The 14342-nt window shown below is 68.5% G+C and carries 10 protein-coding genes and 1 pseudogene; all 11 read left to right on the top strand.

From position 1 onward, the window contains the following. Position 1 precedes the first annotated feature (1 nt). Positions 2-262: pseudogene (locus tag HEP74_RS10965) on the top strand (FkbM family methyltransferase); the annotation flags it as partial. A gap of 64 nt (positions 263-326) precedes the next feature. Further along, a complete protein-coding gene (locus HEP74_RS10970) occupies positions 327-1637 on the top strand; it encodes an FkbM family methyltransferase (protein WP_185812915.1) in 1311 nt (436 codons plus the stop codon). A 607-nt stretch (positions 1638-2244) separates the two neighbouring features. After that, on the top strand, positions 2245-3372 hold the full coding sequence (locus tag HEP74_RS10975) for a DUF1028 domain-containing protein (RefSeq protein ID WP_255427717.1): 1128 nt from the start codon (positions 2245-2247) through the stop codon (positions 3370-3372). A gap of 123 nt (positions 3373-3495) precedes the next feature. Then, entirely contained in the window at positions 3496-7017 is a 3522-nt protein-coding gene (locus tag HEP74_RS10980; protein ID WP_185812916.1) for a glycosyltransferase, read from the top strand. 337 nt (positions 7018-7354) lie between these two features. Then, the gene (gene fliE, locus HEP74_RS10985; protein WP_185812917.1) at positions 7355-7717 is read left to right on the top strand and encodes a flagellar hook-basal body complex protein FliE; all 363 of its coding nucleotides are present in this window, start codon (positions 7355-7357) and stop codon (positions 7715-7717) included. 11 nt (positions 7718-7728) lie between these two features. Then, positions 7729-9444: a flagellar basal-body MS-ring/collar protein FliF gene (gene fliF / locus HEP74_RS10990; protein WP_185812918.1), complete on the top strand. Its 1716-nt coding sequence runs from the start codon at positions 7729-7731 to the stop codon at positions 9442-9444. A gap of 10 nt (positions 9445-9454) precedes the next feature. After that, complete coding sequence (gene fliG / locus HEP74_RS10995) at positions 9455-10444, top strand: flagellar motor switch protein FliG (RefSeq protein WP_185812919.1); 990 nt, start codon at positions 9455-9457, stop codon at positions 10442-10444. Further along, a complete protein-coding gene (locus tag HEP74_RS11000; RefSeq protein ID WP_185812920.1) occupies positions 10441-11061 on the top strand; it encodes a FliH/SctL family protein in 621 nt (206 codons plus the stop codon). Before fliG ends, HEP74_RS11000 begins: the two co-directional genes overlap by 4 nt. Further along, entirely contained in the window at positions 11058-12434 is a 1377-nt protein-coding gene (locus HEP74_RS11005; protein ID WP_185812921.1) for a FliI/YscN family ATPase, read from the top strand. Before HEP74_RS11000 ends, HEP74_RS11005 begins: the two co-directional genes overlap by 4 nt. A gap of 3 nt (positions 12435-12437) precedes the next feature. After that, positions 12438-12905, top strand: a complete 468-nt coding sequence (gene fliJ, locus HEP74_RS11010; protein ID WP_179564511.1) for a flagellar export protein FliJ — start codon at positions 12438-12440, stop codon at positions 12903-12905. Beyond that, a complete protein-coding gene (locus HEP74_RS11015) occupies positions 12902-14212 on the top strand; it encodes a flagellar hook-length control protein FliK (protein ID WP_185812922.1) in 1311 nt (436 codons plus the stop codon). The genes fliJ and HEP74_RS11015 overlap by 4 nt, the downstream gene beginning before the upstream one ends. The last annotated feature ends 130 nt before the right edge of the window (positions 14213-14342 follow it).

The following is a 14342-nucleotide window of genomic DNA, read 5'->3' on the forward strand; positions in this document are numbered from 1 at the left end:
AATGCGTTCAGGGAATCAGCGGCTTCGCCAGCAGATTTTACGCATCGCCGAGCAGGACCATCCCTCACTCGATGATGCGTTTGCATGCCTACCCGCTGTTGCCAACCGCCCCGCCTTCCTTGTCGCTCGCCAGTCCTATGCAGGCATGGCGCATGGCACCAGGATCGCAGCTTTCCTGAATCAGGTCGTTGCCGCAGTCGATGATCAAAACACCCATCTGGACAGCATTCACGGCGCGCCGCGCTGGACACGCCACGGATTCAGTCCTGGAGTCGAACAGCCCACGCCAAAACAACACCATTCGCCTTGAAAGGAGTCACTTTTCCATGTACCCACTTTTGTCTCAACAGCAACTTATTAAAGATGTTTTTGAATTGCGCGAGTCCCTTACGCAGCCTGGTGGACTTTTCCCCGCATGGCTAGACCGGGCGCCAGAAGATTTTCTGGCCACTCAGAAATTTATTGTTTGCGGATCGGTTTGTCGCTCTGAAATCCGCGTATTGGCCAAATCTGCCAATGTTATTGCTATTGTCGACGACTTCCTGCATGAGCGACAAAGCGATATATTTGGAATACCTGTCGTTAGCTCGGATACCTGGGTCAGCTTAGCCTCCAACCAAGCGAATGTCGTGTCTTGCATACTGGCTCCAGGCGGAGCGGGCTTTCATTACTTCACCAGAATCGCCAGTCAGTGGAACTTACGGACATTGCTGCCCTTACAGTTTCTACATTTACTAAATTCGTGCAATGTTGACCATGTTGGCGAGACCGGCCGTTTTTTCTGGTATGGCCATGAATTTTTCAGCGCAACCATCAGCAATATTGACCGCTTGGTCGGAGTGAGCGATCAATTAGTTGACGATTACTCTCGCATTACATGGCTGTGCATTTTACTTTATCGATTAACTTTGAACCCATTCTATCTTGAAGCGTGCGCCGTCGGTTATGGCGCGGAAGATTTCAAACTTAATTCGTACTCTACAAACCGTCAATTCCTTAAATTCAGCGATCATGAGACATATGTCGATGGTGGCGCCTTCAATGGCGACACCATCGAAGGCTTCCTGCGAGCATGCAAGGGCCAGTTCAAACGAATTCACTCTTTCGAACCTTCCATCAATAATAATAACTTAATTCGCGCGCGCCTTAATGCGCTCCAAGATCAATATCTGAAGCCATTAGCGCCGTCTATTACGCTGCATGAGAAGGGACTGTGGAGCAGCAACACGACCTTGCGATTCAATCCAGGGCAAATTGTGCCTGACTTCGAAACTCCGGGGTTTGCGCAAACACAATCTGCTCACTTACTTGATTCCAATATTATTTGTCATATATACGATAAAGCACGCGAAGACAATGTTGCTATAACAGTGCCCGTCACAACCATCGACGATGCTACGGAAAGAACAGCGACATTCATCAAACTAGAAATTGAAGGATCCGAACTCGATGCGCTGCATGGCGCACGCCAAACAATCGAAAAAAACCGACCTAAAATGGCGATTTCGCTCTATCACAAGCCTGAGGATTTACTGACACTAACGGATTTTGTAGCGGAGACAGACAAATATTACAAGCTCGGTTTTCGCCAACACAATCGGCTATGTCCTGATGCCATGGTTTTATATTGCTTCTAAGTACCTCTTCACCAAGTACAAGGATATCTTTGCAACATAATTCAAGGTCGGCATGCAAAAGCCGCACCTGCCGAGCGTATCGTGGTGGCCACCGACTGCGACCTGATCCGCACCACCTGCGAACAGGCCGGGATCCGTACGCTGATGAACTCAAGCGACTGCCTGATCCCACCGCGCCTGGCGCCAGGTCTGCGCCTACGCGTTTCCCAGGCAGGCGCTGCAGGCGTTCGCCGCGGTCACCCGCAAGACCGCGCTGGAAGAGATCGAGGACATCGAGATCCTGCGCTTCCTGGAACTGGGCTTCGAAGTCAGGATGGCGCAGATGAGCGACCAATCGATCGCAGTGATACGCCGGCCGACGTACTGCGCATGGAGCAGACGCTGCGCGCCCGGCAGCTCACCGACGCGTTGGACGCGCAGCCATGAGCGCAGGCAGCGACCTGTCCGATCCCCGCTCGTCGGACTGAGTGGCACTGGTTGAGCCGCGACCGGCACTTCCTCGACGCAGCCTTCCTCTGCATAGTGGCGCCGTGTCGAGCCGTCGGGGACGGCAATGACCGCTGGCCACCTTGTAGGCACTCCACCGCACCAGTAGCGAGAACCCGGCATGCTGCGTTCGAACATCACTGTGCGTCGCACCGCGCTTCGGCTGCTGGCCGCGGCGATGGCCCTGGCCATCACCGGCCCGGCGTTCGCGACATTCTCCATCGTGGCCTGCACGCCGTCCGGCACCTGCGGGGCAGCGGTGGCCACCAACAATCTCGCAGTGGGCGCGACGGTCATCTACGCCAAGGCGCAGGTCGGCGCGGTGGCGTCCCAATACGAGACCAACCCCTCCTATGGACCGAAGGGAATCGCCCTGCTGCAACAGCGCGCCTCGGCCCGCGCGGTGGTCGACGCACTGGTCCGAACCGACGATGGGTTCGAGGGGCAGGATGCCTCATTCCGGCAAGTGGGCGTGGTCGGGATGCGCGGCGAAGGCGCTGCCTACACCGGCGCGCAGGCCATGGCCTCGGCCTGGGCCGGGTCGATCACCGGGCCGGGCTATGCGATTCAGGGCAATGGCCTGGCCAGCGAAGCGGTCGTCGCCGCGATGCGCGACAGCTTCCTCGGCGGCAAGGGCACGCTCGCTGATCGCCTCGTCGCCGCCCTCGCCGCCGGCCAGCAAGCCGGCGGCCAGAGCACCGGCAAGATGTCCGCTGCGCTACTGGTGCGCACGCCGCAGGGAGGATTCCAGGATATCGATCTGCGCGTCGATGCCGCCAGCCAGCCAGTGCCCGAGCTGCGCCACCTGCTCGATCTGAACCAAGCCAACAGCGCGATGGTCCGCGCCGAGCGCGCGCAGCGGCAGGGCAACGCCGAGCAGGCGCGGGTCGCACTGGACGAGGCGCTCAGGCTCGGTGCCGACTGGGACCGGATCTGGCGCCGCGCGGCGCGCCTGCAGATGGCGCTTGGCGACAGCAATGGCGCGCGGCAAGCGCTTGCCGCCTTTGCACACCTGAACCCGGCATGGGCGCAACTGGAACGGCAAGACCCGCTGTATTCCGCCCTGCCCTCGGATGCCGCCGCCAAGCCCACCCTTCCGTTCCCGCTAGACTGCGTCGGGCTTGGCGCTCGAGTCGCGCCACGCGCCAGCGGCGACAATCCACCTGGTGCGATCCAGGTAACCCGGCCCGCCGATCCAGGTCCCGCATCCTCTCCTGGGTGCCGAGCAACGGAGCCGCGCAGGTCCTGATCGAGCGACTGCGGCACGCATGTTGCATCCGTAGCGGATTGGCGGCGACAACGCCGGCATCTGCACGCGCAGGGGCCGACACCGCGGCCGCCGCCTCTTCCCTCTCAGAGACCATCCGTCCCAATGAGTGTCAACGCGCTGGTCAGCATCGTCATGCCGGCCTACAAGTTCCGGTACTTCGAGCGGACGCTCGACAGCGTGCTGGGCCAGACCTATCCGGCGCTGGAACTGGTGATTTGCGATGACAACCCCGATGGCGCGATCGCCGCGGCGGTGGAGCGCAGGCGTGCCGCGGCGCGCTTCCCGATCCGCTACGAGCGCAACCCGAGCCGCCTGGGCGAACTCGGCAGCACCATCAAGGGCATCGGCTTGGCGCAGGGCGAATACGTCAAATTCCTGCACGACGACGACGTGCTGGAACCGGATTGCATCGCCGCGCTGGTGCGGGCCATGCAGGCCGGCCCCGACGTGGTGCTGGCCTCCTCGCGCCGGCAGCGCATCGACGGCGACGATGCGCCGCTGGTGGACATCCACGCCACCAGCTTTCCGTTCGCCGGCGACGTACTGCTCGACGGCCCCGAACTGCTGTCCTTCCTCGCCGACCACACCATCAACTTCATCGGCGAGCCCAGCTGCGTGCTGTGCCGGCGCCAGGATCTGCTGGAGATCGGCGACCAGCTGATGATGCTCGACGGCAAGGTGATTCATTGGGTCGGCGACCTGGCCCTGTACGCCAAGCTGCTGCACCGCGGCAACCTGGCCCTGCTGGCCAGGCCGCTGACCCGCTTCCGGGTGACGCAGGACCAATTCAGCCAAGCCGGCCGCGACCAGCCGGGGATCGGCGACCAGGGCCACGACGATTTCCGCCGTGGCGTGCGCGCCATGGGCTGGTACCGCGGCGACGGCGATGTGCGCCTGGTCCATGTGACCCCGCTAGACGGAGGCCGCGCCGAACCGGTCGATCTGCTGCAGGCGATCCAGGCCGCGTATGCGCGCGGCCGCGCCCAGCTGGCGCTACGCGACTGGCAGGCGCAGCGGCAGCTGCCGCCGGCCAAGCGCGCCTTGTTCGACGCGGGCCTGGCGGAGCTGGGCGGCGGCGCGCGGCTCGCGGTGCTGCTGGACGCGCGCAACGCCGACGCGGCAGCGCTGCAAGCCAGCCTGCACAGCCTGCTGCTGGACGGCGCCGCCTTCGCCACGCTGAGCGTGGCCGTGCTCGGCGACCAGGCCGCAACGCCGTGGCCGGATCCGCGGGTCCGGCATCTGCCACTGGCGTCCGCCGACGAAGCCGCCGACCGCAACGCGGCACTGGCCGAACTCGGCCACGCGGACTGGTTCCTGTGCGCCAGCGCCGGCACCCGTTTCTACCCAGGCGGCCTGCTGCGGTTGCTGCTGGAACTGGCCGAGCAGCAGCACTGCAGCGCGCTGTATGCCGACGAATGGCTGGCGCTGGACGGCCAGACGCTGGCCCCGGTGCTGCGCCCGGATCCGGACCTGGACCTGGTGCTGGGCAATCCGCTGGCGACCGCCGGGCATTGGGTGTTCCGCAGCGCCCTGGTGCAGGAGCTGGGCGGGTTCGATCCAGATCACGACGGCGCGCTGGAGCTGGAGCTGATCCTGCGCCTGTTCCAGCGCGATGCCGGCGCCAGCCTGGCGCATCTGCCCGAGCCGCTGCTGATCGCGGCGCCGGCCGACGCCATTGCGGGCGCCGAGGCGCGCCAGCGCGCCGTCGCCAGCCACCTGCGCGCACGCGGCTATGCCGACGCCAGGATCGACACGCTGCCTGGCGGGCTGCATCGCATCGACTATGGCCATGCGCAGCAGGCGCCGGTCTCGATCGTGACCATCGCCCAGGACAATCTGCCGGCCCTGCAGCGCCTGGTGGTCGGCCTGCTCGAAACCACCGCCTACCCGGCCTACGAACTGCTGCTGGTCGACAACGCCAGCGACTCGCCGGCGGTCGGCGCATGGCTGCAGGCGGTGGCCGAACTGGGCAACGGCCGCATCCGCGTGTTCGCATTGGAGCAGCGCGTGGCCCAGGCCGAGGCGCGCAACCTGGCCGCGACCCAGGCGCATGGCGACTACCTGCTGTTCCTGGACGCCGACAGCGCCGTGGTCCAGGGCCGCTGGCTGCACGAACTGATGAACCATGCGCAGCGCCCGGAGGTCGGCATCGTCGGCGCCAAGGGCGTGTCCGCGGACGCCACCATCACCCACGCGGGTCTGCTGCCCGGGCTGTTGCCCGGCGCCGGTCACGCCTTCGCCGGCGAGCCGATGGCGCAGGCCGGCTATATGGGCCGGCTGCAGGTGGCGCACCGCTACAGCGCCGTGTCCGAGCGCTGCATGCTGGTGCGGCGCGAACTGTTCGAGCGGCTGTCCGGGTTCGATGCGGCTGGCTTCGCCGACGGCGGCGCCGACGTGGACCTGTGCCTGCGCGCGGCGGCGCTGGGCGAATGGACGATCTGGACGCCGGAGGCGCTGCTGCTGCAACCGCCTGCGCCGCCGCGGCCGGAAAGTGCGGACGACGCGCTGCTGCAGCGCTGGCTGCCGGTCATGGCGCACGATCCGGCCTACTCGCCGAGCCTGGGCCTGGAGCAGCCGGGCGGCTTCAAGCTGGGCGAATCGGAGTTCTCCTGGCAGCCGCTGGCGTGGAGGCCGCTGCCGCGGATCCTGGCGCATCCGGGCGACGCGTTCGGCAGCGGCCACTACCGGGTGATCCAGCCGTGCGAGGCGCTGGCCGAGGCCGGGCAGATCGACGGCGTCTACTACGCGCGCCTGCTCGACCCGGTGGAGATGCAGCGCATCGCCCCCGATGCAGTGGTGGTGCAGCGCCGGGTCGGCGACGTCGAACTGGCGAAGATGGAGCGCATGCGCCGCTTCTCCACCGCGTTCAAGGTCTACGAGCTGGACGACTACCTGCCCAACCTGCCGCTGAAGAGCGTGCATCGCGAGCAGATACCCAAGGACGTGCTGCGCTCGCTGCGCCGCGCCGCGACGCTGGTGGACCGGGTGGTGGTGTCCACCCCCGCCCTGGCCGAGGCCCTGGCCGGCCTGCATGCGGACATCCGCGTGGTCCACAACCGGCTGGATCCGCGCATGTGGGGCGATCTGCCCGCGCCGATCAGGACCAGCGCCGGCGCCAAGCCGCGGGTCGGCTGGGCCGGCGGCGCCAGCCACACCGGCGACCTGGAACTGATCGCCGACGTGGTGCAGGCGCTGGCCGGCGAGGTGCACTGGGTGTTCATGGGCATGTGCCCGGAGCGGCTGCGCCCGCATGTGGCCGAGGTGCACCCCGGCGTGGACTTCGAACGCTACCCGCAGGCCCTGGCCGCGCTGCGCCTGGACCTGGCGCTGGCGCCACTGGAAGACAACCTGTTCAACCGCTGCAAGAGCAACCTGCGCCTGCTCGAATACGGCGCCTGCGGCTACCCGGTGGTGGCCAGCGACCTGCCGCCCTACCAAGGCGGGTTGCCCGTCACCCTGGTCAAGAACCGCTTCCGCGACTGGGTCAACGCCATCCGCATGCACCTGGCCGACACCCAGGCGTGCGTCGCGGCCGGCGCGGCGCTGCACGCGGCGGTGCGCCGCGACTGGATGCTGGAAGGCGCCAACCTGCAGGCCTGGCGCGCGGCCTGGCTACCGGACTGAGCGCAGCGGCCGCCGGCACCGGCACCGGGATTGCATCCTGATCCAGGCCGGGACCCGCACGGCGCGGCGCGTCAATCGGCCGTCACCAGGGGAGCTAAGACCGCGGCCGGGCTGCGTCGGGAAGCCGACGCCGCCGCCGGCCCTCGCACGGCGCGCCCCCCTTCTCCCCCCGGGAGAAGGTGCCCCGAAGGGGCGGATGAGGGTACGGGCGAAGCCTCGTGCCGTTCGATGCGCCATGCATTCACCCGTCCTTCCGCGTAGCCGATCGGCACCCGCCGGATTTCGGCACACCGCTTGCATCCATCCCGGGTAGCCGCCCCGGCATGGACATCCCCGTATGAGCGACTCCATCAGTTCCATCCTCTCGCAGATCCGCAGCTACCAGAGCCAGGTCGGCCAGGCCGCGCCTGCGCAGGTGGCCGATGCCGGGCGCAGCAATGCGATCGAGGGCCTGACCGGGACCCAGGGCACGCAGGCCCCGAGCTTCAGCGAAACCCTGCGCAGCGCGATCAGCGGCGTCAACGAAACCCAGCAGAAGGCCGGCGATCTGGCCAAGGCCTTCGAAATGGGCGACCCCAACGCCGGCCTGGCCAAGGTGATGATGGCCGCGCAACAGTCCCAGGTGGCGTTCCGCGCCACCGTGGAAGTCCGCAACCGACTCGTCCAGGCGTACCAGGACGTGATGAACATGCCGCTGTAAGGTAGACAACGATGGCTCTTGCGCTCAGCAAAGACACTCTCAGCGGCGAAAAGGCAGGCGCCTGGTTCGATCGCCTGCAGAGTCTGCAGATCACCCGCCGCATCGGTCTGATGGCGATGATCGCCGTGGCCGTGGCCGCGGGCCTGTTCGTGTTCTTCTGGTCGCAGAAGCCCGCGTACACCCCGCTGTACACCGGCCTGGACGAAAAGGGCACGGCCGAGGCCACCGACCTGCTGCGCACCGCGCAGATCCCGTTCAAGCTCGACCAGACCACCGGCGCGATCACCGTGGCGGAGGACAAGCTCTACGACGCGCGGCTGAAGCTGGCCGGCTCCGGCCTGACCGAGAACGGCGGCAACATGGGCTTCGAGGTCATGGAGAAGGACCCGGGCTTCGGCGTCAGTCAGTTCGTCGAGAACGCGCGCTACCAGCACGCGCTGGAAACCGAACTGGCGCGCACCATCGCCAGCCTGCGCCCGGTGCGCGAGGCGCGGGTGCACCTGGCCATTCCCAAGCCCAGCGCGTTCACCCGCCAGCGCGACGTGGCCAGCGCCTCGGTGGTGCTGGAACTGCGCGGCGGCACCACCCTGGAACGCAACCAGGTCGATGCGATCGTCAACATGGTCGCCTCCAGCATCCCCGACCTGACCCCGGAGCGGGTCACCGTGGTCGACCAGAGCGGGCGCATGCTGACCATCGCCGACCCGAACAGCGATGCGGCCCTGAACGCGGCCCAGTTCGAGCAGGTGCGGCGCCAGGAAAGCTCCTACAACCAGCGCATCCGCGAACTGCTGGAGCCGATGACCGGCCCCGGCCGGGTCAATCCGGAAGTCAGCGTGGACATGGATTTCTCGGTCACCGAGGAAGCGCGCGAGCTGTACAACGGCGAGCCGCCGAAGCTGCGCAGCGAGCAGGTCAGCGACAGCAGCACCGCCGCGGCCGGCCCGCAGGGCATCCCCGGCGCGACCAGCAATTCGCCGCCCGGCGCCGCCGCGCCCGGCCAGCCTGGCGCCGCCGGCACCCCGGGCGCTACCCCGGCCAACACCCAGCAGGCCGCCGCCGCGACCCCGACCGAAAGCTCCAAGAGCGCGACCCGCAACTACGAGCTGGACCGCACCCTGCAGCACACCCGGCAGCCGCCGGGCCGGATCAAGCGCGTGTCGGTGGCGGTGCTGGTCGACCACGTGCCGCGGCCGGGCGCCAAGGGCAAGATGGTCGAGCAGGCGCTCAGCGCCGCCGAGCTGACCCGCATCGAAGGCCTGGTCAAGCAGGCGGTCGGCTTCAACGCCGAGCGCGGCGACACCGTGTCGGTGATGAACGCCCCGTTCGTGCGCGAAGCGCCGGAAGCGGCGGACAAGCCCGGTTGGTGGGAAGATCCGCGGGTGATGAACGGTTTGCGCCTGCTGCTCGGCGCGGCGGTGGTGCTGGCCCTGCTGTTCGGCGTGCTGCGCCCCGCGCTGCGCCAGATCGCCGGCCCGGCGCCGGCCAAGAACGCCGGCAAGGACAAGTCCGAGCCGCACAATGCCAATGTGTCGATGCTGGACGACGAGGACCCGCTGCTGCCGTCGATGGCCGACGACACCGCCAGCATCGCCGGCGGCAGCCGCCCCGCGATCGCCCTGCCCGACGCCTACGAAGAGCGTCTGCGCCTGGCGCGCGAGGCGGTCAAGCAGGATTCCAAGCGTGTCGCGCAAGTCGTGAAGGGATGGGTCGCCAGTGAAGCCTGATACGTCCGCAATGAACGGAACCCAGCGCGCCGCGGTGCTGTTGCTGTCGCTCGGCGAGAGCGACGCGGCCGAGGTGCTCAAGCACATGGACCCCAAGGAGGTGCAGAAGATCGGCATCGCCATGGCGACCATGAGCGGCATCTCCCGCGACCAGGTCGAGAAGGTCATGGACGAGTTCAACAGCGAACTCGGCAGCAAGACCTCGCTGGGCGTGGGCGCCGACGACTACATCCGCAACGTGCTGGTGCAGGCGCTGGGCGCGGACAAGGCCGGCGGCCTGATCGACCGCATCCTGCTCGGCCGCAACACCACCGGCCTGGACACGCTGAAGTGGATGGACCCGCGCGCGGTCGCCGACCTGGTGCGCAACGAGCACCCGCAGATCATCGCCATCGTCATGGCGCACCTGGACAGCGACCAGGCCGCCGAGGCGCTGAAACTGCTGCCCGAGCGCGTGCGCGCCGACGTGCTGATGCGCATCGCCACCCTCGACGGCATCCCGCCGAACGCGCTGAACGAACTCAACGAGATCATGGAGCGGCAGTTCTCCGGCAACCAGGGCCTGAAGTCCTCCAACGTCGGCGGGGTCAAGGTCGCCGCCAACATCCTCAACTTCATGGACAGCGGCCAGGACCAGGGCGTGCTGGCGGCGATCGGCAAGATCGACGCCGAGCTCAGCACCCGCATCCAGGACCTGATGTTCGTGTTCGACAACCTGGTCGAACTGGAAGACCGCGCGCTGCAGACCCTGCTGCGCGAAGTCAGCGGCGACCGCCTCGGCCTGGCCCTGCGCGGCGCCGACATCAAGGTGCGCGAGAAGATCACCAAGAACATGTCGCAGCGCGCCGCCGAGATCCTGCTCGAGGACATGGAAGCGCGCGGCCCGGTGCGCCTGGCCGATGTGGAAGGCGCGCAGAAGGAAATCCTCGGCATCGTGCGCCGGCTGGCCGATGAAGGCGTGATCAGCCTCGGCGGCGCCGGTGCGGAGGCGATGGTATGAGCGGCAACGTAGTGCGCTGGTTCGCGCCGGAGCTCAATGCCGCGCCGCTACCCGAGCCGCAGTTCGAGGAGGCCTTGCCCGAAGAGCCGGTGTTGCGCCCGCCGAGCCTGGAAGACATCCAGGCGATCGAGGCGGCCGCGCAGCTCGAGGGCTTCGAGCGCGGCCACAGCGAGGGCCTGGCCCAGGGCCAGGCCGAGATCCGCCGCCTGACCGCGCAGATCGAAGGCATCCTGGACAATTTCTCGCGGCCGCTGGCGCGGCTGGAAAACGAAGTGGTCGGCGCGCTCGGCGAACTGGCCGTGCGCATCGCCGGCAGTCTGGTCGGCCGCGCCTACGAGGCCGATCCGGCGCTGCTGGCGGACCTGGTCGGCGAAGCGCTGGACGCGGTCGGCGGCGCGCGCCGCGAAGTCGAGGTGCGCCTGCACCCGGACGACATCGCCGCGCTGACCCCGCTGCTGGCCTCGATGGCCGACGGCACCCGGCTGGTGCCGGACCTGACCCTGAGCCGCGGCGACCTGCGCGTGCATGCCGAGGCGGTGCGCATCGACGGCACCCTGGAAGCGCGCCTGCGCGCGGCGCTGGAGACGGTGATGCGCAAGTCCGGAGCGGGCCTGTGAGCGCGCTGTCCGGCACCCATCCGGCCGATTGGCTGGACGCGCGCAACCTGCGCCTGGCCTCGCGCCTGGGCAAGCTCGATCTCGACGCCGCCGCCGGCCGCGGCCTGATCCGCGAAGGCATCCTGCGCCGCGCGGTCGGGCTGACCCTGGAAGCGGTCGGCTGCGAGGCGCCGATGGGCGCCACCTGCAGGGTCGAGGTCGACGGCGGCTGGGTCGATGCCGAAGTGGTCGGCTTCTCCGGCGAACGCACCTCGCTGATGCCCAGCGCCGAAACCCATGGCCTGCTGCCCAACGCGCGGGTGGTGCCGGTGCGCCGCCGCGGCGGCGTGGAAGTGGGCGAAGGCCTGCTCGGCCGGGTCATCGATTCGGACGGCGTGCCGCTGGACGGCAAGGGCCCGATCCGCGCGGAAGGCTCGGTCGGCATGGCCGGTATCTCGATCAACCCGCTGGCGCGCGAGCCGATCACCATGCCGCTGGACGTGGGCGTGCGCGCGATCAACGCGCTGCTGCCGATCGGCCGCGGCCAGCGCGTGGGCCTGTTCGCCGGCTCCGGCGTCGGCAAGTCCACCCTGCTCGGGATGATGACCCGCTACACCGCCGCGGACGTGATCGTGGTCGGGCTGATCGGCGAACGCGGCCGCGAAGTGCGCGATTTCGTCGAGACCACGCTGGGCGAGGAAGGCCTGCGCCGCGCCGTGGTCGTGGCCGCGCCGGCCGACCGCCCGCCGCTGGCGCGCCTGCACGGCGCCTACCGCGCCACCGCGATCGCCGAGTGGTTCCGCGACCAGGGCCTGAACGTGCTGCTGCTGATGGACTCGCTGACCCGCTTCGCTCAGGCGCAGCGCGAGATCGGCCTGTCGGTCGGCGAACCGCCGACCACCCGCGGCTACCCGCCGTCGGTGTTCGCCAAGCTGCCGGCGCTGGTCGAGCGCGCCGGCAACGGCGCCAAGGGCCGCGGCTCGATCACCGCCTTCTACACGGTGCTGACCGAAGGCGACGATCCGCAGGATCCGATCGCCGACGCCGCCCGCGCCATCCTCGACGGCCACATCCTGCTGTCGCGGCGCGTCGCCGACAGCGGCCTGTATCCGGCCATCGACGTCGAATCCTCGGTCAGCCGCGTGGTCCAGGACATCGCCGACGAGCCGTGGCGTCTGCGCATCCGCGCGCTGAAGCGGCTGGTCTCGGCGTACTCGTCCAACCGCGACCTGATCACCATCGGCGCCTACCAGCGCGGCAACGATGCGGCCGTGGACGAGGCGCTGGAGCGCTGGCCGGAAATCATGGAATTCCTCGGACAGGATGTCGCCAAGGCCGCAGATCTGCCCCACAGCCAGGCCGCGTTGAAGCGCCTGGTCGAACGTGAGAACTAAGCCATGATGCAATCACAGCGTATCGATCCCCTGCTCCGCCGCGCCCAGCAGCACGAGGACGAGGTCGCCCGCGATCTGGCCGAGCGGCAGCGCGCGCTGGAGACCCACGAGTCGCGGCTGGAAGAATTGCGCCGCTACGCCGAGGAATACGCCAACAGCCAGATGGCCGCCACCAGCCTGGCGCAACTGGCCAACCGCCGCGCATTCCTGGATCGCCTGGAAAGCGCGGTGCAGCAGCAGTGCCAGACCGTGGACCGCAATCGCGAGAAAGTGGAGATGGAGCGCAGCCGGCTGTTGCTGGCCAGCCGCGACAAGCAGGTGCTGGAACAGCTGGCGGCCAGCTACCGCGCCCAGGAACGCAAGGTCGACGACCGCCGCAGCCAGCGCGAGATGGACGACCTCGGCGCGCGCCGGGTGCGCCTGGCGGTGGCCGCAGCCGACAGCGACAACGACAACGGAGACAGCCGATGAGCAACCTACTTTCCGCGCTGGGCGGCAACGCCCGCGCCAGTGCCTCCGGCGGCAGCGCCGACATGCAGGGCCAGGACCGCAGCGGCGGCCAGGACTTCGACAAGCTGCTCGGCAACGACAGCGCGCGCGCCGCGCCCAAGCCGGCGCCGCGGCCCAGCGCCAAGTCGCAGCAGGCATCCGCCGACAAGGACCCGGCGGCGAAGCGTCCGGAAGGTTCGGAAGACACCGCCAGCGAACCGGCGCGCAGCGCGCAGGCCGGCAGCCAGGCCGCGCGCGACACCGAAAAGAGCAGCGAAGACAGCAAGGCCCCGAGCAAAGGCAGCAAGGCCGACGCCAAGAAAGGCGAGGACAGCGAGGAAGACGCCGGCTGGCCGCCGGCCGGCCTGGCCGGCATCGGCATGAGCCTGTTGCCGACCCTCGCTGCAGCAGCGCTGCCGGCGGCGAGCGCCGGCCCGCTGGGCGCGGCCGGGCTGGCGATCGGCGTCGCCGGTGCCGCCGCCCAGGGCGTGGCCGCGTTGCTCGGTGGCGACACCCTGGCGGCAGCCGCGGGCGCCGACACCGCAGCCGCCGGTGCGGCCGCGACCGCCGCCGCGCCGGCGACCGCCGCGGCCAGCGCTGGCGCCAGCGCCGCCGGCGGCTTCGGCGGCATGCTGGCGCAGGTCGCCGGGGCCGCGGCGCAGGCCGCCAGCGGCGGCGATGCCAGCGCACCGGTCGCCGCACTGGCGGCGCTGGCCACCGCCAGCGACAAGAGCGCCGACAGCGGCAGCGATGTCGCCAGCACCGGCACCGATCCGATCAACCTTTTGGCCACGGCCGGGATCCACGCGCCGGCACGCAGCGCCGACAGCGCCGCGCCGTTCACCGGCTCGCCGACCCCGACCCCGAACCTGCACGGCGACAACTTCGACGACGAACTGGGCACGCGCATGAGCTGGCTGGCGGACCAGAAGATCGGCCACGCGCACATCAAGCTCAGCCCGGCCGAGCTGGGCCCGGTCGAGGTGCGCCTGCATCTGAACGGCGACCAGGTCAACGCCAGCTTCAGCAGCGCCCAGCCGGAAGTGCGCCAGGCGCTGGAGAACAGCCTGCCGCGGCTGCGCGACATGCTCGGCCAGCACGGCTTCCAGCTCGGCCAGGCCGACGTCGGCCAGCAGCAACAGCAGGCCTCGCAGAACGCCCGCCAAGGCGGCGGGTCGAACGGCGGCAATGGCAGCAATGCCGGCGGCGCCGGCGACGACTTGCTGGGCAGCGTCGGGATTCCGTCGGTGGTGCTGCGCCAGCGCGGCCTGCTCGACGCCTACGCGTAACCCAACGGCACCGCCGCGTCTGCGGCGGCGCCAACCGCTCCCTGTGAGAGGAGCTTCAGCCCCGACGGGCGGTACCGAAAACGCCCGCCGGGCCTGAAAAATCCGGTCCGCACAAGGCCGCATGGCGAGC

Source organism: Xanthomonas sp. SS, assembly GCF_014236835.1.
Classification (GTDB): Bacteria; Pseudomonadota; Gammaproteobacteria; order Xanthomonadales; family Xanthomonadaceae; genus Xanthomonas_A.